General features: G+C 45.8%; 21 protein-coding genes. 6 read left to right on the forward strand and 15 right to left on the reverse strand.

The genetic code is table 11. From position 1 onward, the window contains the following. Positions 1-58 precede the first annotated feature (58 nt). Positions 59-349 (reverse strand): winged helix-turn-helix domain-containing protein, encoded by a 291-nt coding sequence (locus BQ7394_RS07760; protein WP_075556930.1) that lies wholly within the window; start codon positions 347-349, stop codon positions 59-61. After that, positions 346-969: a hypothetical protein gene (locus BQ7394_RS07765; RefSeq protein ID WP_075556931.1), complete on the reverse strand. Its 624-nt coding sequence runs from the start codon at positions 967-969 to the stop codon at positions 346-348. The genes BQ7394_RS07760 and BQ7394_RS07765 overlap by 4 nt, the downstream gene beginning before the upstream one ends. Positions 970-1109: 140 nt before the next feature. On the opposite strand from BQ7394_RS07765, the gene BQ7394_RS07770 reads away from it, so the two are divergent. From BQ7394_RS07770 to BQ7394_RS07785, 4 genes are read left to right on the forward strand one after another with little or no spacing between them, the layout of a single operon-like run. Next, positions 1110-2138 (forward strand): agmatine deiminase family protein, encoded by a 1029-nt coding sequence (locus BQ7394_RS07770; protein WP_075556932.1) that lies wholly within the window; start codon positions 1110-1112, stop codon positions 2136-2138. A 14-nt stretch (positions 2139-2152) separates the two neighbouring features. Next, positions 2153-3028 carry a carbon-nitrogen hydrolase gene (locus BQ7394_RS07775; protein ID WP_075556933.1) on the forward strand — a complete coding sequence of 292 codons (876 nt, stop codon included), beginning with the start codon at positions 2153-2155 and terminating at the stop codon, positions 3026-3028. Next, positions 3025-4011: an aminodeoxychorismate synthase component I gene (locus tag BQ7394_RS07780; protein WP_075556934.1), complete on the forward strand. Its 987-nt coding sequence runs from the start codon at positions 3025-3027 to the stop codon at positions 4009-4011. The genes BQ7394_RS07775 and BQ7394_RS07780 overlap by 4 nt, the downstream gene beginning before the upstream one ends. Beyond that, on the forward strand, positions 3995-4582 hold the full coding sequence (locus BQ7394_RS07785; RefSeq protein ID WP_075556935.1) for an aminotransferase class IV family protein: 588 nt from the start codon (positions 3995-3997) through the stop codon (positions 4580-4582). Before BQ7394_RS07780 ends, BQ7394_RS07785 begins: the two co-directional genes overlap by 17 nt. On the opposite strand, the gene BQ7394_RS07790 is transcribed toward BQ7394_RS07785, so the two are convergent. The 13 genes from BQ7394_RS07790 to BQ7394_RS07855 all read right to left on the reverse strand — a co-directional run bounded on the left by BQ7394_RS07790 (position 4575) and on the right by BQ7394_RS07855 (position 19255). Continuing rightward, positions 4575-4781: a winged helix-turn-helix domain-containing protein gene (locus BQ7394_RS07790; RefSeq protein ID WP_075556936.1), complete on the reverse strand. Its 207-nt coding sequence runs from the start codon at positions 4779-4781 to the stop codon at positions 4575-4577. The genes BQ7394_RS07785 and BQ7394_RS07790 overlap by 8 nt on opposite strands. A 181-nt stretch (positions 4782-4962) precedes the next feature. Beyond that, positions 4963-6795, reverse strand: coding sequence for a DNA helicase RecQ (gene recQ / locus BQ7394_RS07795; RefSeq protein ID WP_075559926.1), 1833 nt, complete (start codon positions 6793-6795; stop codon positions 4963-4965). A gap of 186 nt (positions 6796-6981) precedes the next feature. Then, positions 6982-7815 (reverse strand): Rpn family recombination-promoting nuclease/putative transposase, encoded by an 834-nt coding sequence (locus BQ7394_RS07800; protein ID WP_075556937.1) that lies wholly within the window; start codon positions 7813-7815, stop codon positions 6982-6984. A gap of 208 nt (positions 7816-8023) precedes the next feature. Next, positions 8024-8437: a DUF5675 family protein gene (locus tag BQ7394_RS07805; RefSeq protein ID WP_075556938.1), complete on the reverse strand. Its 414-nt coding sequence runs from the start codon at positions 8435-8437 to the stop codon at positions 8024-8026. Then, positions 8428-10833 (reverse strand): BT4734/BF3469 family protein, encoded by a 2406-nt coding sequence (locus tag BQ7394_RS25380; protein WP_082211778.1) that lies wholly within the window; start codon positions 10831-10833, stop codon positions 8428-8430. The genes BQ7394_RS07805 and BQ7394_RS25380 overlap by 10 nt, the downstream gene beginning before the upstream one ends. 22 nt (positions 10834-10855) lie before the next feature. Then, positions 10856-11185 (reverse strand): hypothetical protein, encoded by a 330-nt coding sequence (locus BQ7394_RS07820; RefSeq protein WP_075556939.1) that lies wholly within the window; start codon positions 11183-11185, stop codon positions 10856-10858. Between the two features lie 109 nt (positions 11186-11294). Beyond that, positions 11295-11441 (reverse strand): hypothetical protein, encoded by a 147-nt coding sequence (locus BQ7394_RS26230; protein WP_235848705.1) that lies wholly within the window; start codon positions 11439-11441, stop codon positions 11295-11297. 355 nt (positions 11442-11796) lie between these two features. Beyond that, the gene (locus BQ7394_RS07830; protein WP_075556940.1) at positions 11797-12855 is read right to left on the reverse strand and encodes a hypothetical protein; all 1059 of its coding nucleotides are present in this window, start codon (positions 12853-12855) and stop codon (positions 11797-11799) included. Continuing rightward, entirely contained in the window at positions 12852-14771 is a 1920-nt protein-coding gene (locus tag BQ7394_RS07835; protein ID WP_075556941.1) for a radical SAM protein, read from the reverse strand. Before BQ7394_RS07835 ends, BQ7394_RS07830 begins: the two co-directional genes overlap by 4 nt. Next, on the reverse strand, positions 14768-16381 hold the full coding sequence (locus BQ7394_RS07840) for an ATP-binding protein (protein WP_082211781.1): 1614 nt from the start codon (positions 16379-16381) through the stop codon (positions 14768-14770). The genes BQ7394_RS07835 and BQ7394_RS07840 overlap by 4 nt, the downstream gene beginning before the upstream one ends. Positions 16382-16397: 16 nt before the next feature. Further along, the gene (locus BQ7394_RS07845; protein WP_075556943.1) at positions 16398-18068 is read right to left on the reverse strand and encodes an ATP-binding protein; all 1671 of its coding nucleotides are present in this window, start codon (positions 18066-18068) and stop codon (positions 16398-16400) included. Positions 18069-18086: 18 nt separating this feature from the next. After that, positions 18087-18938: a hypothetical protein gene (locus BQ7394_RS07850; protein WP_161951784.1), complete on the reverse strand. Its 852-nt coding sequence runs from the start codon at positions 18936-18938 to the stop codon at positions 18087-18089. Next, positions 18887-19255: a hypothetical protein gene (locus BQ7394_RS07855; RefSeq protein WP_075556945.1), complete on the reverse strand. Its 369-nt coding sequence runs from the start codon at positions 19253-19255 to the stop codon at positions 18887-18889. Before BQ7394_RS07855 ends, BQ7394_RS07850 begins: the two co-directional genes overlap by 52 nt. A 611-nt stretch (positions 19256-19866) precedes the next feature. Here BQ7394_RS07855 and BQ7394_RS07860 point away from each other — a divergent pair. Beyond that, positions 19867-20322, forward strand: coding sequence for an HU family DNA-binding protein (locus tag BQ7394_RS07860; RefSeq protein ID WP_075556946.1), 456 nt, complete (start codon positions 19867-19869; stop codon positions 20320-20322). A gap of 96 nt (positions 20323-20418) precedes the next feature. Next, positions 20419-20532, forward strand: a complete 114-nt coding sequence (locus BQ7394_RS25785) for a smalltalk protein (RefSeq protein ID WP_154674737.1) — start codon at positions 20419-20421, stop codon at positions 20530-20532. Positions 20533-21127: the final 595 nt, after the last annotated feature.

The following is a 21127-nucleotide window of genomic DNA, read 5'->3' on the forward strand; positions in this document are numbered from 1 at the left end:
TAACCTGTTTATTGTAGTTTAAAAGTACTTTGTATTTCAAAGTAAATGGGTAAAAAAATTATTTGATGAGTTCTTCCAATGCGTCCAGGTGTTCCCTGAAGCATTTTCTACCTTCTTCAGTAATCATATATTGTGTGTTAGGTTTCCTGCCGATGAATTGCTTGGAGGACTGGATGTATCCGATGTTCTCCAGGGCTTTCAAATGGCTTGCCAGGTTTCCGTCGGTCAGCTCCATCAGTTGCTTCATGGTGTTGAAGTCGGCTGATTCGTTTACCGACAGGATAGACATGATACCCAGTCGAATCCGGCTTTCGAAAGCTTTGTTTAATTTGGACAGTATGTTTTTCATGCTTTCTTCAAGTCGTATTTGACGTACATAGCTGTTCCGTAAATGATATGGCAGACTCCGAATCCGATTGTCCAGAGCAGGAGGCTCCAGTCGGGAAACAAAGCGGCGATGATACCCAAAGCAACTTCTGTCAAACCCAGGTAGTGGACTTCGTCGAGAGTATATTTGGATACATTGATCAAGGCAAGACCATAAAATATAAGTGTCATGGTGATTGCCATCTCCAGGTCGCCGCGCAACAGGAAAATAAGAGCAAAGATCCCTCCGGTAACGAGGGGGACACTAAGGCTGTAAAGTGTTCTTTTTATCAGGCTTTTGGAGGGCATCAGGTTATTCTTTACAGATTTTCTCCAGGAGAAGTAGATTCCGAAGCAAATAGAAAAGAGCAAGACAGCCGCTGCATCCGTGATCAACAAAGTGATCTCGCGGAACATCGCTTCGTGTGTCGTATTGAAGTCGGCATTTGCCGGTTCTCTCAGAATATGAAAGTAGGCGAGTGCTGCCCCGATAATCGCTATAACTCCGGCCGATATACCAGACAAACCGCTTAACGAAAGGAACTTGGATGATCTTTCCATCATCTCGCGAATAGCTTTTATGTCTTCTACTTGTTTGTTCATATACTTACAATAAAAAGTACTTTGTGGCGCAAAGTTAGTGAGGATTCCGGATATTCCAAATATAAGAAGGAGTTTTTATGAGAATTTTGTCTTTGCTCTTATTATCTTTTATCTTTGTAGCCTAAATAAAACGAGCAAACATGGAAAATAAAACGATATTACCGGCTGAATGGTATCCGCAAAGTGCGGTTCAACTAACCTGGCCGCATGAAGGGACGGATTGGGCGCCGATACTCGACGAGGTCGTACCTTGTTTTGTGGAGATTGCCAAAGAGGTGATCAAGCGGGAGAAGTTATTGATTGTTTGTCCGGATGAATCGGCGGTACGCTCTCAGTTGGGAGATGTGGATTATAGCCGTATTATTTTCCGCGAGATGGAGACAAACGACACCTGGGCACGCGACCACGGAGGTATTTCCGTCTTCGAGGAAGGTACTCCGGTTGTGTACGATTTCGTATTCAACGGCTGGGGAATGAAATATGCAGCTAGTCATGATAATCTGATCACGCGGAAGTTGTTCCATAGTAAAACATTTACAGAGGAGGTGATCCCTGTCAATATGCAACCGTTCGTGTTGGAAGGCGGTAGTATCGAGTCGGATGGCAAAGGTTCTTTGCTGACTACGGTAGAATGTCTTTCCTCCGTGAACAGGAATGAATATCTTCAACAGGAAGAACTGGAAAATTATCTGAAACAGGTGTTCGGCCTGAACCGTATTTTGTGGCTGGAGAGCGGTTATCTAGCTGGTGACGATACCGATAGCCATGTCGATACATTGGCCCGTTTTTGTAGTGAAGATACGATCGCTTACGTACAATGTACGGATGAAGAAGATGAGCATTATGCCGAATTGCAGGAGATGGAGGAAGAGCTGAAAGAGTTTAAGCAAGAGAATGGCGAACCCTACCGGCTGATCGCTTTGCCAATGGCTGATAAAGTGGAATGGGAGGGTGAACGTTTGCCGGCTACCTACGCAAATTTCCTGATTATAAACGGAGCGGTACTGGTTCCTTTCTATAATTCACCGAAAGATGAGGTTGCAAAAGCGGCTTTGCAGACGGCGTTCCCGGACAGAGAGCTTGTAGGTATTAATTGTTTACCGTTAATTAAACAACATGGTTCATTGCATTGCGTGACGATGCAGTATCCGAAAGAGTTCGTTAATTGAAAATTGAAAATTAAATGAAAGTAGGATTAATCCAACAGGCGAACACCTGTGACCGGTTAGATAATATAAAGAAACTGAAAAATAATATCCGTCTTTGTGCCGAAGAGGGAGCGGAGCTGGTTGTGTTGCAGGAATTGCATAACGGCTTGTACTTCTGCCAGACGGAGGACACACAGGTCTTCGACCAGGCGGAAACAATTCCGGGACCCTCTACGGAAGAGTTCGGTGCGTTGGCGAAAGAGCTGGGGATCGTATTGGTACTTTCCCTCTTTGAGAAACGTGCTCCCGGATTGTATCACAATACGGCGGTCGTATTGGAGAAAGACGGAACAATTGCCGGAAAATACCGGAAGATGCATATACCGGATGATCCGGCTTATTACGAGAAATTTTATTTCACTCCCGGTGACCTGGGATTCGAACCTATCGAAACGTCGGTTGGCAAACTCGGAGTATTGGTTTGCTGGGATCAATGGTATCCGGAAGCTGCCCGCCTGATGGCGATGAAAGGAGCCGAATTGTTGATCTATCCGACCGCTATCGGTTGGGAGAGCAGCGATACGGAAGAAGAAAAGAAACGCCAGTTAGGAGCCTGGGTTACGATACAACGCGGACATGCCGTAGCAAATGGCCTTCCGGTGATTAGCGTAAACCGTACGGGACATGAGACAGACCCTTCCGGACAAACCAACGGTATCCAGTTCTGGGGTAATAGCTTTGTAGCCGGCCCGCAGGGAGAATTGCTGGCCGAGTTCCTGAACGACCATGAGGAAGTACGTGTTGTGGAGATCGACAAAGCACGGAGTGAGAATGTGCGTCGTTGGTGGCCGTTCTTCCGTGACCGCCGTATCGATGCTTTCGGCGGATTGACTGAGCGATTTTTGATATGATATTTTACAATAAAGAAGAAGCCGTCTGGAAGATGAATCAATTGGGAGTATCCGGACGGTCTTTTATGTTTATCGTCGATTATAAGCAGGAACATGTTTGGGTAGCGGAACCGGATTCGATCGATCCGGATGAGGTGTTGTATGACCTGAATGGTTTTACGAACGTAATAACCAGTGGAAAAAAGTTCCCGGAGAAGCCGTTCGAATGGGAAGCCCTACCGGTTTCTTACGAGGCCTATTCCCGGTCTTTTCAAACGGTATCCGGTCATATTCATGCGGGTAATTCTTATCTTGTCAATCTGACTTGTGCAACTCCGGTACGGACGAACCTGACATTGGAGGAGATATTTTATTTTTCCCGATCCACTTATAAACTATGGGTGAAGGATCGTTTTGTCGTTTTCTCCCCTGAGATATTCGTTCGTCTCGAGAATGGCTTTATTTATTCGTATCCGATGAAAGGTACGATCGATGCGTCTCTGCCAAATGCACGTGAACAAATCCTCGCAGATAAAAAGGAAGAAGCTGAGCATGCAACGATTGTCGATCTGATCCGTAACGACCTGAGCCAGGTAGCATCAGAAGTTACGGTGTCGCGATATCGGTACATCGACGAACTACAGACGAATAAAGGCCGATTATTACAGGTCAGTTCGGAGATCAGAGGGAAGTTACCGGATAATTGGAAAGGAACTTTAGGAGATATTCTGTTCTGCCTGTTACCTGCCGGATCTATTACCGGTGCACCCAAGAAAAAGACGATGGAGATTATTGAGGAAGCTGAAACGTACGAACGTGGTTTTTATACTGGTGTAATGGGGTATTTCGACGGTAACCGTCTGGATAGTGCCGTTATGATCCGTTTTCTGGAACAGGAAGGGAACCGATTGCTTTTCAAAAGCGGTGGAGGTATTACTTCCCAAAGTGATTTACAAAGTGAGTATAATGAAATGAAACAAAAAGTATATGTGCCAATTTATTGAAACAATCCGTATAGAGAATGGAAAGGCTGTTAATCTGGCTTTCCATAATTACCGCTTCAACAAGACGCGGAGAGATATATTTGAGTGTAATTTACCCATCAATCTGGCTGATTATATTCAGCCTGGAGAGTATACCGAACGCACCAAATGCCGGATTGAATATCAGGAAGAGGTGGAAAAAGTCGAATACATGCCTTACATGATTCGCCCTGTGAAAAGTCTGAAACTTGTCACATCGGATGGATTGGATTACACCTATAAAAGCAGTAACCGTCAAAAACTGGATGAATTATTTAAGCAGAAAGGTGACGCTGATGATATCCTGATCGTGCGTGACGGCCTCTTGACCGATACCTCGATCGCTAATATTGCCTTATGGAATGGAGAGCAATGGGAGACACCCGAGGTCCCTCTGTTGGAAGGAACGATGCGGGCATCTCTATTGGGGAAGGGAATTATTGTTCCGGCCACTATCCGTCCACAGGACTTGTCCCGTTATTCACTGATCCGTTTATTCAATGCGATGATCGGCTTCGGTGAGATTGAGTTTCCTGTGAATTTGGTTATTTGAGGATGTAATAAATGGTATTACTGATCCGGGCCTGATATACTTTATTCTCATGCATAAGAGAGCATAGAGCCAGACAAAGCTCGGTGTCCTGAAAATTTGTCGCTCTTTGTAATTCAGCAAATGTACTTCTTCCAACCTGGCACAAAGTCTCATACAATTGGGATATGCTTTGAGACATCTTTAAACTTAGTGTATTCATAAGCTGTTTATTTATAAGTTAATACTATGTTGATCGGGTAGTAGGGTGTACTGTTCCCGTCTCTTTGTTTCGGAAGCTAAAGTACAGGAAAGTTTTGTAAGAGCCTGCCCATTTTTTACCGTAACGGTAATTTGGGCACCTCAAACGTAATATCCGGAAACTGAAATAAAATGAAGAAAATTCATCCTTCTTTCGGTAGTCGCAATACAAACCGGATCAATGCCACGAATACCTTTCCGTATTTCTCCAGTTTAATTTCTCCGACGCCTTGGATATCACTGAACTCGTCCAGGGTAACCGGTTTCTTTTGTACCATGTCTTCCAGTGAATCATCGGAGAATATGATATAAGCCGGTGTTTGTTCTCTTTCGGCAATCTGCTTACGGAGTTGCTGGAGTGAATCGAGCAATGTCTCTTCGACCGAGGCCGATTTGAGCGGTTTGATCGGGCGATATTTGAATTTGGAGTCTCTTCTTCTGAAATAGGTCTTTTCTTCCGGTTCCTTGTAAATAGACATCATCGCCTTCTGTTCGCCGAACAACACTTTTCGTCCTAACGGAGTTACTTTCAGAATACCGGCGTTCACATAATCGATTTCGATGTACCCTAATTGGAGCATCTGATAGAGATATTCTTTCCATTCCTTATATGTCAGGTCTTTTCCGGCACCATAGGTTTTTAGCTTATCATATCCTTTTTCGGTGATATCCGCCTTTTCCGATCCGCGGAGAATATTGATCAAGGTATTCATGCCGACAAACTGACCTGTCCGGAAGATGGCGCTAAGTGCTTTCTGAACCAATACACTACCGTCGAAGCGTTGAGGAGGGTTCTTACAAACATCGCAATTTCCGCAATCATGATCTGTCTCTTCACCGAAATAACTCAACAGGATGCGTCGGCGGCAAATATCGGCTTCGCAATACCGCCTCATCCGGTTCAGTTTTTGTAGGTTGACATCCCTTTGGCCACTTTCTTCGGCAAAACGACGGAGTACGAGCAGGTCGCCCACCGAATAGAACAACAACGTGTCGCTTTTCATTCCATCCCGTCCGGCGCGTCCTATCTCCTGGTAATAGTTCTCTATGCTTCCGGGCATATTATAATGCACGACCCAACGCACGTTACTTTTGTCGATCCCCATACCGAAAGCTACGGTGGCACAGACCACATTTACCCGGTCGTTGATAAAATCATCCTGTGCCTTTTCACGTTGAGCAGGTTGAAGTCCGGCATGATAGGCTACGGCTTTGATTCCATAAGAAGATAACTCTTCCGCCATGTTTTCGGTGCTGTTACGGCTCATGCAATAAACGATCCCGCTTTGGTTCCGGTGTGCATGGATAAAATGGACGATAGCGGCTGTTTTTTCTTTTTTATTCAATCCCCGGCGGATGGTCAGGGAGAGGTTGGGGCGGTCGAAAGAAGAGACGAATACTTCCGGGTTGCGGAGGTTCAACTGGTTGACAATATCCGTTCGCGTAACCTTGTCGGCCGTAGCGGTCAGGGCTACGATCGGTATTTTTGGAAAGTGCTCTTTCAACACGGCCAGTTGTGTGTACTCCGGCCGGAAATCGTGTCCCCAATGTGAGATACAATGTGCTTCGTCGATCGCAATCAAAGAAATATCCATGCGTGGAAGCAACCAATGCAGTTCGCTAACCAATGCTTCGGGCGACAGGTAAAGTAGTTTGATTTTCCCCTGGATGCAGAGTTGTTTAATCTGATGGCGTTCCTCTTCGGGCATCATACTGTTGAGGGCCGCCGCCGGAATGCCGTTGGCTACCAATCCACCCACCTGATCTTTCATCAGGGCGATCAAAGGGGAGATAACGACAGCTGTTCCCGGCATATAAATGGCTGGTAACTGGAAACAAATTGATTTTCCTCCACCGGTAGGCATCAATACCAGCGAATCCTCTTTCCTCAAAATACGTTGTATGATCTCCGCCTGTAACGGGCGGAAAGAAGTATACCCAAAAAACTTCTTTAACAGCAACTGTAACTCTTTCATCATCCAAAAATCAATTCACAAAGATAGTATAATATTTAGGAAAAGGTGAAACCTTTTCTAATTGTCAATTGATAATTGACAATTGGGCTTCGCGCTCGGAAATAGAAATAAGTTCAAGTATTTCTAATGTAAACAAGGCAGCCTCGAATAAAGCTGCCTTGTTTAGTTGCCTGTTTATTATGAATATTATAATGTTTTTATCTCCGCCTCACAGAGGCCGGTTACTTCTGCAATTGTCAGAATAGGAAGACCTTTCTCTTTCATGTTTTTTGCTACAGAATAAATGCCTTCTTTGCGTCCTTTTTCTACCCCTCTCTCTTCGGCATAGTCGATCGTATTCTTATAGTCGCGGTAACGTTTCAGGGCTTCGTCATACAAGACACGCTCGTCCTTGCTCAGATTAGCCACATCCGCCACTTCGAGCAGTTTGTCGAATACGGCCTTTTGCGCTTTGAAGGGCATTCTGTCTAATGTATCCATATGCTTTAATAAATATAACCAACGTTCAAAATCTGTCTCACAATCATCAGCTTCTTTCGTGAACCAGGGTAACTCCAGATATACCTGCCGGATCTTGTCGCTAAACACGCGTCCGGTGTCACGGTCTGCCAATATAACATCTGTCCGGAATTTAGAGTTCATTCCCATCTTATAGTTTAACAGGAAGATGCCGTATACGGGACAGAGGTTAAACTTCCAGTCTTTACCTTTTTCACCCTGATTACTGATTGCCCGCGATAAGTAATAAATACCCCGGTCGTAAAAGTAGGGTTGGGCTCCGTTTTGCATTTCCACTACAAACCAACCGCCTTTATCATCCTTGCAATGAATATCGAATATCACTCCCCGGTCTTCGATCGTTTCCGGTTGAAGGATCGGGTTTTGAAAGATGATATCGCTGATATGACGTTCGCCTTCCAATAGCTGATTTAAGAAATCAATTAATAACTCTTTGTGTACCTCCTGACCGAAAATCCGGTGAAAACCGAAATCGGTGAAGGGATTGATAAACTTTCCCATAGCATATATATATTTTGGTTGCCGCCCAATAACAGGCGGTACGGCAAAGATATAGAATATTTCTTTCGGACAAAAAGAAAGGAGAATATTTGTTTCAAAACTGATAAATATTGAACCCCAATAGCCGTTTTTGTGGGGGCGGGGTCTGCCCGCCCTTTGCGACAATAATATAACAACCGCCCCCTACAAAACCGGCCATATTGGCACATTATTTAATCTCTATCCACACCGCCTCCCCTTCGGGACGATTTGCCAGGCGGCGGACGATGCGGTGTTCCCAGATACGCGAATCGATTACCTGGCCTTTCTTTTTATTCAACCCGGGTAGGATACACCCTGTTGTGTCGTTCATCGTGTTGCCTGCATGGATGCGGATGCCCTCGAACAGGGGCACGTGGAGCAGGAGAGGAAGCCACCGTCCGAACCGGGGGCTGAAGGTCACCACTACCGGATAGCGGCCTTCCGGAATGGCCGTTTTGCCGGCTATCTTCTTGCCCGGCCTTCCCCAGCCGATGTCGCGCCAGGTGGGTTCCAATGTATCGCAAATGTATTCTCCATCGATTGCCAAACGGCCTATCGTGTAGGTCTTGCGTCGGGCGATGCGTGTCAGGGTTATTTCCATTTTTCAGTTTTTTTATAAGTTTCCGGCTTGGCGGAGACAGGTGTGTCCTTCAAGTCGTTTTCATTAATTGTAAGTTTTGTAATGTAATGCCGATGTGTCCATTGCCAAAGCATGTTCCGTGTGCCCTCGGCATCCATGCCTTGCGACTGGCGTACACGAACGGCATCTGCCAGGGTGAACTCTTCGGGCAGCAGTTCCAGGAGGTTGGTTCGTCCGCGACGTTTCTGCTTGTCCGATGCCGTGCCGCTTCCAGTCATTCTCTCCTCGATGTCTGCTCCGAAAAATTCCATCTTACACCAAAGGTCGTATTTCAAGCTCCAGCGCACGAATTCTTCCATCGTCTTGTCCCACTTCCGGCCATTCGCCACAAATAATACGCACCCCTTCAGATAGGCAATAACGTTCGCCCGAAAAGAAAGATTCTCATACACCCTCGATTGCGAAAGCCGCGCAAAATCAGCACACTCCTCTTTTAGCTTCTTGGCCAGGCGAAATGCCTCGGGGCAATCTACCTCGCCTACGGTACGACAGAGATTCTCGATGGATGGGCGGAGTTCTTCGTCGAAAGCGGCATCGTATTCTCCGTACACCGGCATCTCGGCACCGATTTCACGTTCGGGAATGGTACAGAAATTGATGCGTGAGATGGGACCGTCCGTCAACACCCGCGAGAAGTAGTGTTTGCCCTTCAGGATGGTGGTAGCAGCGTTCCAGTTAAAACGGATGGTCACTTTCTCCGTGACGGACTGAGTGCCTACACGGGTCTGCCCGTAACGGTTTCCGGGATCAAAGCTAAGGCACATGATTTGGAATTGTTGCTGCCCCCTTGCGCCCCCACGCAGGGCATCGAACTGGTCGATCTCGTTCAATTTCGTGTAAAGGAAATGTCCGTTCGCCTCGGCGGTACGCATCACGAAGGCGGGGTTTGTCATGTCAGCATCGATCTCTTGAATGATCAGGCCTTCGGGACGTGCTCGTTTGTCCTTGTTCGCCCCTTTTGAATTGACTTCGTTCTTCCATTCGCGTTCACGGCGCAGGTTTTCCTCGTCTCTTAAACGAATGTCCGCCATGATGTGGTTGATGGGTTCGGAGATGCAATCCTTGCCTGCACCGGTACCGGCCATGAGGACATTCATCAACGTTGCTTCATGCGGCACATTGTCGATATAACGAAAACGTACCTTATGCAGGTGGGCGGCCAGCGCGGGAAACACGGCGTGTGCCACGGCAGGTTGATAAACGTCCGGGGTACGGCTCAAAAGCAGCTTGATCAATGCGGGGAGCTTCTTAGGGAGAGCCGGAGGCTCGTTCAATTGAGAATTGAGAATTGAAAATTGAGAATTGGGCTTCGCCGGATTAGTGTCTTTGTAATTGTCAATTGCAAGCCGTACCGCTTGCGTCATCTCTTTGGGGGTGGAACAGAATTTGGCGGAACAGGCGGAATGGATCAATCCGCGCATCTCTTCTTCCGTAAGGTCGTAGCGGGGCATGATGTTCAAGAGCAACGTTTCGTCGTTGTCCGCAATGTAGCGCAGGTGCGACGCCAGGCGATGCAGGCGGGTGTTGCGCTCGCCCTTTTGAGGTTCGCCACCCGTGAGACGAAGCCATTCGGTGATGATATTTTTATACGGAACGCCCTTGAATAATTGAGAATTATCGGTGCTTGGGTCTGCGGGTTCATTGTTCTGATTTGCGCCCTCAGGGTACGCAGATGACGCTGATGGCGCAGATTTACGCAGATTTTTAATTTTTTTATCTGTGGTCATCTGCTTAATCTGTGTCATCTGTGTGCCATTGGGGGACGTTGTAGCACGTTCCGCAAACAATCCTTCTTCGTCCAGATAAAGGATATAATCGCGGGGTACAAGAAACGAGCATCGTGCCAAGTCTTTTACCGCCCCGTCATATTCGGCATCGCCCAATTGCTCCGACATTCGGCGTTGTGCTTCTGCCAACGAATAATTTTCAATTTTCAATTCTCCATTTTCAATTGCAAAGACCAACCGGAGCCCTTCGGTACTGGGCGTTACGTGTGCCAGTACCACGCCCAACTCCTTTTCCCTACCTTCCACGTGGTTCTTATAATATCCGCGTGGGTCGGTGATATGATCCACATCATACATCGAAAGTCCCGACGGCACGGCATCGGCATTCAACCGTCGCCCGTTCTTGAAAGTGGCGTGCGGTGTAATGACCGGAAGCATTTTCTTGCGTTCCGCTTTCAACGTGTCGAAGTCCTCTTTCGGCATTTCACCCCGCCTTGTAGCTTCCAGGGCATCTTCTATCTCGGCACATATTTTTGCCACCAGGGGCGAGTCTACTGCTCCCCGGAACAGTTCGGGGGTGCATGTGCGCACCACCCGGCTTTTTACATTATTTGAAATTCCAAAGCTCATGATATATATAGTTTATCTTTTTTTAGTGATATCGTTCGATGGTGTCGAGTACATCGTCCACGAATCCGCCTGCTTCGCGGCTCTCATTCTCGATGGCCTCGGAGGGTATGATACCTGCTTCGTCCAGTCCGATGTGTAGGGTGAAACGCACGCGGTCCTCATTCACACTCACCCGGCCGTGGCGCAGGCGAATGTATTTTGAGTTATCGCTCCCGTTTTCCGGCGTGTGGCGGATATGTTCGTTGAAATTACCTTCGGTCGGGCTGATCAGCTTGATAGTACCCTGCAGGCGACTACCTGACGAAAGAAGTCTCTGATAAGCGCGGTCGCTCAATTGGATTGTAATGTTCATAATCTTTGTCGAATTTTAAGTGAGGAGAAGCCGGAAAGAGGAAAAGGTGGCCACCTTACGTCTCATGAGATTTTTCCTTCGCTTGGCTCCGACTCGGAATTAATAAATGTTATACTAGTTTTACAATATAAATTTGGTTCTCGAAGCGTTCCTGTCCGTTCTTGTCGGTGAAGCGGCGTTGTCGAATGTAGCTTTGCAAGCGATGCAGGAGTGTCTTGTTATATTCTCCGCATTGCAGGGCCTGGTCGCCTGTCATTTCGGCGTAAAATTCGTCGATACCGTTCGATAGAACGAAGCCGCACGAGTGGAAGGTGCGCTGAACCCCCTGGTTGTCCTAATAGGGACGGCTTTTCAAGCCATGTTGTTCGATGATGGTTACGAATGTTTCCATATGTTTTATTGTAGTTGTTAAGTTGGAGGCACACATAATGAAAATGCCTCCGCAATCGGTTTATTTTCGATTACAGAGGCAAAGTTATAGTAGGACGAGTATAAAAAAATACGTCGGGCAGACCTGTTTAGAGGCTTGTCCGACGTGTCCGGTTCATTCGTTTGTTTTTGTCCGATGGGTCCGATAAGGTGTCTGATGAACTCCCAACTATAAGACCATTTTATCGGTTCGATTTTTCTTTTTCAATCCTTTGTTTCAAGTCTGTGAGGTTTCGTAGTAACCCTTTATTTGCCAGTTCGTATATGCGTTCCTTCTTGGCACGATCTATTTTTATCTGTTTTTCTTTTGCCCACATTTCGTTCAGCTTGATTGTTTCTCCGTTTTTCAGGTTTTTCCATTTCCCTCGCTCGTTAGAGATAGCTTTTGTGATGCTTCGCTTATGCTTGCTGAATTCGTCGGGTGATTCGCATGCGAAGAGCGTAGGAAACCAGCTAGCCATTTGGTCAATGAAGCCCGTATCCGTGGGTTTCCCCTTTATCACTTTCGCTTCTTCGAGCGACTTGACAATGTAATACCAGTCACTCAGCATATGAGGGTCGATACGTATTTCCAGGGGAGTGCCACCGTAGAGAACGGATGCGTCACCTAGATCAATGGCTGAGGCAATAGTATTGCGTAAGGTAACGAGTCGTTCGTTGGTGTCGAAAAGGCGAGTGTCGAATATCAGGTTGCGGAGCGGCTCACAAGAGGCGTTGTCATCGTCTTGGGGAATATGGGTTTCGGAAGCACTGCTTCCGAAATGGATCTCGCCATAATTGTTGTATTGGAAGTTTACTATGCCGTCCTGTGTCTGCTTTTCGTTTTCCAATAGTTGGGCAAGAGTTGTATCTATGTACTTTGTCAGACAATGATAAGACATAAACTTGTTCCATTCTGTTCGGTTAATTTCACCGTCATACAACGTATTAAGTTTCCGAAGAAACTTAGGAATACTATAATCATGCTGTTCTGCGTCATAGCAATGGTTCCAAACCGTATAAGCTTCTGTTTGGGTAAACTTCAACCTTACCTCTTCGTGTTTTTTGCGAAGATATGTTTTAAGATGTTCACTATCGCCCGGCGACACTTTCATCTTCATATCCTGGCATAAATCGGAGTATTCTTTTTTCCAAATATCACTATACAAGTAGTGCATCAGTTCATTTTGGAAAAATTGTTCATAATCTTCCCCGCACACTACAGGAAAATTCGTATGTTTATTGTCTGATACTTTTATCATGTCTTTTGAGGTATTTTGTTGAAGTCCACTTTTTTCAAGTAAAGTTCGGATTCATGGTTGGCGATGTCACCTCGGTAATCCATGTAAAATTTCAGGATGTGACGAAGTTTCGGATTAGAGGATAGTTCCTCTATGTGGTTGAAGTCATTTTTGTAAATGATGGGCATCAGCTCCTCACGTTCCTCTTCCGAAAGCTCCTTCATGGCCTTGCGCCATTGGTCGGTATATCCCAAATGTTCGAAGAAGAGGCGAAAAAGAATGAATGTCTCGGGCATAATTAGCAATTCCATAAATTCCTCTTCATTACGTCCGAAAGCTTTTTCAAAGAACGATATTCCGCGGCCTATTTTACCCTTGGTGGCATTGAGCACGGCTTGCACCGCACGGATATATTTACGATTCCAATGTTGACCGATATAGTTGCGGTTATGACTATGTTCATCACGGATGGGATGATATTTCATCGGAAAGGAATAGACACTTACACCCAGCTTTTCGCACAAGTCCACATTAATTCTCAACCGATGATATAAGTCGGTAGGCTTGTCTTTGAAATTATAGAGTAGATAGTTGGAAAAATCCTTCATGCCATGTTTCACGCTCATAGTCAGGGCACGTGTGTAAGCAGGCTCGGTCTTGATATCATCGAAAGCGATGCGCAGGGGACGCACGGGGATCTCGGACAGAAGTGAAACAACCTGCTCGTTGAATAGACGCGCGTCCACACCCTGATTGAAATCGACATGGCGTAAACGTCCTTTGCTATGGCTTCGCGTATAACGCTTGTTGAAGTAGGCCGCAAAGTCTTTATAGGTGGTTATCAAAGCCTCACGGGTACAGGTGCGTAGGTTGAGCAGACCATTTTCTTTTCGCAAAGCATAGATATGGGTACGTTCCTCATCAGTCAACGGTTTGTATTCGTTGATGCCTTGCAAAAGCTTAAAACATTTGCGCACATAGGCACGATTGTTCATTCCCAGCCGAAGGTTACGAATAGCAATGTCGTATTGGTTTGGCTCAATATATTTGGCTCCTTTGGTGAAGCCACATGCTTTGATGTCATCCACTATCTGTTCCAGTTGTTTAGAAGCCAGTACATTATTGTCCATCAAGAGTAGGTTTTTTTGATCACCATAGAGTCGGCGTGTGCGGTTGATGCGGTCTACTAATGGGATGTAGTCTTGATAACGGGGCTCCAGCGTCCATACGGCGCAAAACGGGCATTTGCGGATGCACCCCCGAGTGGCATAACTATAATAGGCTCCCGAGTCGGGATATACGTAGTCTACCTCGTCCAGTATGGAATAATCCAATGGAAGTTCATCTATGATATGAGGATCTCCTGCATCGATGTCGCCAGGAGTATGGAGCGTACCGCACCATGGACGGATACCTGTAGCTGCCTCTATCTCGTCGGGCTGGATGGTGGCCAGTACACCACCCACCATGAGGTTGTGTGTTGGATCTTTCACCATGGTTTTGGCAAACTCGATAGTCTCTATCGTTATCTTCCAATAGAACGTGAAGAGGGTGGTCACGCCCACCCAGTCCCAGCGTGGATGTAATTTGTACTCTCCACTATGATAGAACTTCTTGTAATGTTCCAGCCATGGGTAGATAAAGATGGCAAACTCTGAATCGTCTACGCCTATCTGCTCCAAATTCGCCCGTTTCCGGTTGCGGATATAGTCAGCTATGTCGGCAGAGCGGAGTCGCCAGTCAATGGTATCATCTACCTCGGTTAGCTTTGCCACACACTCGTCTGTAATTTGATTCACTACAAACTCTTTCAAGTCACCTTTGTAAAATACCACATCATCACCGCGCAGACGGAAATAAGTCGCCATTTTCATCAGTCCTATAGGAGGGAACTTATTCTTATAATTGGGTTCCAATAGCAATACTCTACGACTCATCGGGTCAATTCCTTTTCTATTTTACGTATCAGCAATTCGCGAAAATCTTCGTCGGGAATAGTCTTGTATATGGCTTGATAGACTGAATTGAGCACATCTTTCTCGCCTTGGTTGAAGTGTACGTAAAAACTGCCATCGGTGCGCAGGCCACCTGTGACGAGTCTTTTTTCGTTATTCGCATTATTCGCCGGAAGATGAGACTTTTCCTGTGGTGGTACGGGAGAAGTCGTTGCCGGTGTGGTAGTACTTCCCGAATTTCCGCCACCGAAATAAATGTTTTTTAACGGAGATTTGTTTTCTTCTGCTTTTTGCTTGGCACGCTCTATCTTTTGGTTGGTTTCTTCCAAATCTTTTTGAAGTTGTTTGAATTTTTCCTCGTCTTTTTCTTTTTCAGAAGGAGTGAGATAAGGGTTAGGCTGCTTCTGTTTTTCCACGATGTCTTTTTGCCCTTTCTCCGCATTTTCTAATTTTTTTATAAGGCTTCTCCAGTCCGAAGCGTCCTTACAAAGATCCTTCAATGCCTTAAAGTCTTCGCGGATAAGTCTTTCAAATTCGCATCGAAGCGAACACACGCGCAGATAGTCTCGCCGTGCGTCGGGCACGAGTTCGCTTGTCTCCACATGAACCTCGCCATAAAAATATTGTGCAAAACGTTTATCCCCCTCAGAGGTAAAGAAGTTACGACAAGTGCGTTCGTTACCCACCTGGATGTTTTTTTCGCGAAGGCGCATACCATAGGGCACATTATAACTGGGGATCTGCCCGCGTGTTTCTGATATAGAGTACCATCCCCAATACATCAAGTAGCCGTTCTGATCGTAGCGGTGAAACTTTTGAATGGCTTTTACCTCATAATCTCCATTTTTTTTGTCGATAATTACTGGGGTATAAGCCTTGAAAATTTGCTCCTCATCATTTTCATCTCCCAGATAAAGATGATAAGTATCTATCTTAGCGCCGTGCTCAGCGGCATATTGCTTGATTTCGGCGGCGAAACGAGTAAAGGCGGTGGGATAATCCACCGGTGCCACCATGCGAAGGTAGTCGCGTATGTCTTCTATATCGAGCAGGCGGTCATCGCTTACATTTTCCATAATTACCCTGAAGTAGTGTTTGTCTTCAGCCTCCTTCTCTTGACTTTCGGTAATAATTTCGTCTATCACCGTGGCGGCATCCTTATCATAACTTTCATCATCAAGTAGACGATTCATTTTTTCAGCATCCCAGTGCATCTTGTTTTTCACATTCTCACCTTTGGCCGATGTCTCAAAGATAAGGGTGGAGCAGTAAGCCAGTCCGCCCAGCCGCCCTATGCCTCGAAATCCTTTCTGATGGCCGCGCCGTTTCATGGAGGCGGCTACATCGCGCAGAGTGTCAAGCTGCTCATATGGCACACCTGTTGCGGTGTCCTCTATCACAATCCGTTTGTCGCCCCGGAAAATGCGCACATGGATATCATAATAATTATCCGGTTCAAGATTTTGCTCTGTAGCCAGGTCTATCTGGTCGGCGGCATTCTGTATATATTCACGGAAAATGCACCTTGGATCCTCATACATGCTTCGAGTGAGGTTTTCGATGACGTTTTTCCCTATTTTTGTTTTCGCCATTGTCGGTATAATGTTTTTATTCGTAATATTTATAAATGGGCAAGGGGAAGTTGATATGCAACATCGAGCGGAACACGGGGTTCTGGATGATGTATTCTCCCTGCTTCATACGGGTCAGCATAGTTTTGTAAACACTAGGCACGAAGCGGAAGTCTTCGCGCGTGATTTCTATTGCGTTGGTACGCCCGAAAGCCTGTGTGGCGCAATTGCCCTTCACACGTCGGTGGATATCACTCACGAATTGCTCTGCACCAAAAAGTATAATGCCCAACGAGCGTCCGCGTTCGGTGATGTCGAGCAACTGATGCAGGATGGGCGATGACCTGGGCACATCCACTGAGGCGTATTTGTTCAACTCGTCAATGAATATGATAATGCGGTCGGGTATTTCACTATCCGGACGATCGGGAGTGCCGAGTTTCAGATTATAGACGGCGCGCATTACATCGCCGAACACGAAACCCTGCGATTCCTCATCAAGCTTGGCTACGTCTATTACCATTACGTCGTTTTTGCCGATACGGGCTATCTCGTCTCGCAGGCGTACGCCACCACCCAATTGGTTGGTAAACATTTGTTGGCACTTCTGGTAACTCTTGTTGAACAGGCGGTAGAACTTGCGCCAGCTCATCACCGAAATCTCTTTGCCTGCCGATTTCGTCTTGTCGGTCTGTGTTTGCGTATAAAGGGCGTTTTTGAAGTCTTCCCAATTATCCACGCCCCGGAAATCTGCTCCACCCGAAATGATAAAGTTCAGAATGCTTTCTATGGTCTCATTCGGGTCGTCCACATTGGCGAAAAGCAAATCCAGACATTCCTTGTCTTCATCCGTTTCGAAGAGGTATTTGTACTGGAAGGCGCGTCCCGACTTCAGTCGCTCCTCTATCACCTCCTGCTTTTCGTATGTGTAGGCGGTACTTTCTTTAGCAAAGGGATAGAAGTATTTCACCTTTTGGAAAGGTTCCATCTTCATGCCCAACAGATCGTAGACAGGCTTAATCTTTTTAAGTTCTTCCGTGCGGTTGTTCTTTTGATCAACCTTCAACAAGTCGGTTCCTTTTACGTTCATCATGATGAATGCTACCGACTCGTTCTTGTTTTTCAATGCATAATCTTGTATGGCCTTCATCAGAAACATGGCGTATGAGGTTTTAGAGGCAAGCCCCGAGATACCCGAAATGTTGAGATGCGCCCCTTCGGGACCTATCAGGAAATGAGAGTTGAAGAATACGGGTAGCGTTTTGCGGTTGGCACCGTCGTACATTTCGATGTAGCCTGCCGGCATGGGATGTTTCACCTCTTTCAGGCCTAATGCTTCCATAATCTCGTCTTCGGTGGCGAGGAATACCTTACGCCCCTCTTGCACGGGAATATAGATGTTCCGGTCATTACCCACCACTTTGCATTTCACATAATTCATGCCGATACGCTCGGTGTAAGAGTGTGCGTTTACATTGCCGAAGTCGCTGGATATGAAGCCGGCTAGTGCACTGGGCGAATCGGTCATGTGTGAAATTTCTTCCACCACGCCGAATGTCTTAGAGGCATGCCCTACCGAGTCTGCAATGTGTTCTACCACTACCACGTCAAAAGGTTTCAACCTCAAGTCTTTTTGTGTCCAAAAGGTAAATTCCTCTATTGTGGAGGGTTGCTTCTCCGTAGCTATCACTTTTCCTATGGTTTCCATGATTGTCAGATTACGTTGTTAGAATAGATGAATAAATTGCAGGTCGCTACGGAAGCGGCTTTTGCAATAGGTTTCCGTCATATAGACAGGGTAGAGATGGTTTGCCCAGCGAGTGTCGTTGCCATAACATACGGGATTGCGCTCATTGATAAGGTTGGCGGTGATGGCATCAATCTCATCAGTATGTAGGCCATGATCGTTTTCATAGCCTGTCATGAGCATCTTTTCTACTTTCAAAATGCCTGAATAGGGTGTCTCGCAATACTTGCGGTCGCGGATGCGCACATACCAAATGGCAAAATTTACACCTCCCCATTCCGTACCGGGATTCCAAAGAAAAGCGGGTGTGCGATGAAAAAGTGGCAATGCGGCTATCACCGCCGCATTACTCTGCCCTCGGTTGTCCTTCATCAGATTGGGGTTAAAACGTTTTGACACACCCACCACATGACGATAGTTGTTACGGATGCGGTTCAACTCTTTGTAGTCACCTGTTTTCATGGGCTTGTATTGCACGGAGCCGTCTTTTATCAGATAGCTATCCTGCGTGAGTAGATGACGGGAGGTAAGCCGTGCTACAATGCGTTTTTCACAATCCACCATCTCGTCTTGTATGCGGGCTATACCCTTATTTTCAAGTGTTTCATTACCTTCGCATTTGGTAAGATAGTATAGCACTTTGCCTATTTCTATGCCCGATGCCTGCAACAACGGTAGGTCGTTTAAGCTATTCCGTAAGTTGCCGAAAAACGAGGCGTTGTCTTCTCCGTTTCCATTGGCGGTGATGGGTAAGCAGACTACGGGGTAACATTCCTCTTCTATATGTTCAAAGGAGTGGAACGAATAGTCATACTTTTGCGTGTACAACAAGCTACTGAAATCTGCCCGCTCACAATAGGGAATACTTTTTTGTCGTATTGCATATCGTCCACTTTATAAACCCGGCGCGAACCGTCTAGAAAATATTTGAACAAAGCAGGTCCCAAAGCGCACGACTCTGCCAAGACACTCATGTTACGCACCTTGGAATTGTGGTCGCTCTCCGCATATTCCTTCATGTTGATATAGCTTTCCTCACCCGGTTCATATGCCACATTGGGAGAGGGTTGGGTGTCGTAGCAATACCGAAAGGAGTCAAAACGTTTACCCCCGGTCTCTTGAGCTATATAACTAAGTATCTTATTCATTAAATTTTTCTTCGGTCAATTTGGTACACTATATATCAAATATCTTACAAAGGTAATGAATATTGGTTGATGGCAAAATATTAGATTATGATTTTAAAGTTTAGTTTTTCTTGCTTATATGGCAAAGGAAATATTTAGAATGCATGATATGTGAGTATTTGTTGTATTTGAGTTTTGATTGTAAGTGATTAGGAATGTATAATCACTTACAATACTTACAAATTACAATACTTACAATTAACGAAATATTGTGTCACATAAAAATGTAAGATGAAATATTTTATATTATATATAAATATATTTATATATAATATAAAACTACTTTACTCATATAGAAAATTTATTTTTTTAGTATTGTAATTTGTAAGTATTGTAAGTTTTGTGAAACGTGGAGCTGTGAAAGGATAATGTTAAGGTAAAACGAAAACATAGCTCCGCGCCAAAGAAAGATATTTTTCGCGCCAGGGAAAGCATAGCTCCGTAAATTCCTTCTGTTTATTAACGGATTTTCACACCTTGGAGACACTCGTTTTTTTGCTTTGGGAGGAATGCGGCTTACCTTTGTGTCAGAAGAATAAACAATATCACTAACCCTTTAACACGAAAACAACATGGCAACAACAGGAACATTGAAGTACAAAAAGTATCAGGAAAAACGCGCAGGCGATTTCAAGGACAAATGGTACGGCAAGGCGGTACAGGATCGCACAATGGATTTTGAAGATTTCGTCACGCACATGTCGGAACACAACTCGCCCTACTCGCGCGGCGTTATCCACGGCGTACTGATCGACATGCTCTCCTGCATGCAGGAACTGGTACTCGACGGTAAGTCGGTACGCCTGGGAGAACTGGGATTGATCTCCCTGGGCATGAGCACCATGCCTGCCAACACCGCCGCGGAGTTTACCGCCGCCAACATCAAGGGTGTACATCTCAACGTGCGCAACACCAAGACCTGGAGTAACCAGGAGCTGCGCAAACGGTGCCGTCTGACGGAACTCACCGCCTACGCAGGTACGCCCCAGGAAGGAGGCGGCGAAGATGACCGCCCTGTCATCGAGTAAAGTATGGCTTCAGCCATGCAATTCGATAAAATGAGGCTGAAGCCATACAATTGAATGCTTACATTTTAGTTATTAACCCTTTTAAACAAAAAGATCATGAGTGAGAAAACATCGAAGAAAGAGACCTGGAAATTTATCATCCAGACTCTGCTGGCCATCCTCTCGGCCGTGGCCACCTCGTTGGGAGTTACCTCCTGCATAGCACTTTGAGGAATTGAAAATTGAAATTTGAGAATTGAGAATCAATGATAAATAAACTGATTCTCAATTCTCTTTTTATAGAAGTTGTTTTTTTATTTATTATTTGTTTCAATTATTGTCAGTTTTGAGCCTATTTGTCTCATTGTCTTTTATGGGGCAAAGCCCCATGCCGCAGGCTCTATTTTGCCGTCGGTTAAAAACCGACGGATATAAAATACAGGAGGCAAAGCCTTTTCCTTTGTGGGCTTAAGCCCCTTTATTAACGGGGCTTCTTCCCTATATTAACGGGGTTAAAACCCACAGAGAAATCCGACAAAGCCGGAGCATTTAGATATCCGTTTGCTGAAGCAAACGGCAAAAGAGAGCCTGTGGCATGAGGCGGAGCCTCATAAAAGACTCAGTTTTTGTTAGATTTGCATGTCAATTATTGTCAAATTTGAATGTAGTGTCGTTGGTAGGGGGCGGTTCGCGAACCGCCCTTACAGGCGCCGTCATAATGGAACAGGCAGGTTCGACCGTAGGGGCGGGGTCTGCCCGCCCTTCTTCACCGGTTGTTATATTATTGTCGCAAAGGGCGGGCAAACCCCGCCCCTACAAACCCTGT

The organism is Parabacteroides timonensis, assembly GCF_900128505.1.
GTDB lineage: Bacteria > Bacteroidota > Bacteroidia > Bacteroidales > Tannerellaceae > Parabacteroides > Parabacteroides timonensis.

Bases quoted from the DNA above. Each gene is read 5' to 3' on its own strand.
- BQ7394_RS25785 (WP_154674737.1), top strand. From the start codon at position 20,419: ATGAGTGAGAAAACATCGAAGAAAGAGACCTGGAAATTTATCATCCAG.
- BQ7394_RS07830 (WP_075556940.1), bottom strand. From the start codon at position 12,855: ATGATAAAAGTATCAGACAATAAACATACGAATTTTCCTGTAGTGTGC.
- BQ7394_RS07780 (WP_075556934.1), top strand. From the start codon at position 3,025: ATGATATTTTACAATAAAGAAGAAGCCGTCTGGAAGATGAATCAATTG.
- BQ7394_RS07785 (WP_075556935.1), top strand. From the start codon at position 3,995: ATGTGCCAATTTATTGAAACAATCCGTATAGAGAATGGAAAGGCTGTT.
- BQ7394_RS07860 (WP_075556946.1), top strand. From the start codon at position 19,867: ATGGCAACAACAGGAACATTGAAGTACAAAAAGTATCAGGAAAAACGC.
- BQ7394_RS07770 (WP_075556932.1), top strand. From the start codon at position 1,110: ATGGAAAATAAAACGATATTACCGGCTGAATGGTATCCGCAAAGTGCG.
- BQ7394_RS07760 (WP_075556930.1), bottom strand. From the start codon at position 349: ATGAAAAACATACTGTCCAAATTAAACAAAGCTTTCGAAAGCCGGATT.
- BQ7394_RS07835 (WP_075556941.1), bottom strand. From the start codon at position 14,771: ATGAGTCGTAGAGTATTGCTATTGGAACCCAATTATAAGAATAAGTTC.
- BQ7394_RS26230 (WP_235848705.1), bottom strand. From the start codon at position 11,441: ATGACAGGCGACCAGGCCCTGCAATGCGGAGAATATAACAAGACACTC.
- BQ7394_RS25380 (WP_082211778.1), bottom strand. From the start codon at position 10,833: ATGAGCTTTGGAATTTCAAATAATGTAAAAAGCCGGGTGGTGCGCACA.
- BQ7394_RS07800 (WP_075556937.1), bottom strand. From the start codon at position 7,815: ATGGGAAAGTTTATCAATCCCTTCACCGATTTCGGTTTTCACCGGATT.
- BQ7394_RS07820 (WP_075556939.1), bottom strand. From the start codon at position 11,185: ATGAACATTACAATCCAATTGAGCGACCGCGCTTATCAGAGACTTCTT.
- BQ7394_RS07790 (WP_075556936.1), bottom strand. From the start codon at position 4,781: ATGAATACACTAAGTTTAAAGATGTCTCAAAGCATATCCCAATTGTAT.
- BQ7394_RS07805 (WP_075556938.1), bottom strand. From the start codon at position 8,437: ATGGAAATAACCCTGACACGCATCGCCCGACGCAAGACCTACACGATA.
- BQ7394_RS07855 (WP_075556945.1), bottom strand. From the start codon at position 19,255: ATGAATAAGATACTTAGTTATATAGCTCAAGAGACCGGGGGTAAACGT.
- BQ7394_RS07845 (WP_075556943.1), bottom strand. From the start codon at position 18,068: ATGGAAACCATAGGAAAAGTGATAGCTACGGAGAAGCAACCCTCCACA.
- recQ (WP_075559926.1), bottom strand. From the start codon at position 6,795: ATGAAAGAGTTACAGTTGCTGTTAAAGAAGTTTTTTGGGTATACTTCT.
- BQ7394_RS07840 (WP_082211781.1), bottom strand. From the start codon at position 16,381: ATGGCGAAAACAAAAATAGGGAAAAACGTCATCGAAAACCTCACTCGA.
- BQ7394_RS07765 (WP_075556931.1), bottom strand. From the start codon at position 969: ATGAACAAACAAGTAGAAGACATAAAAGCTATTCGCGAGATGATGGAA.
- BQ7394_RS07775 (WP_075556933.1), top strand. From the start codon at position 2,153: ATGAAAGTAGGATTAATCCAACAGGCGAACACCTGTGACCGGTTAGAT.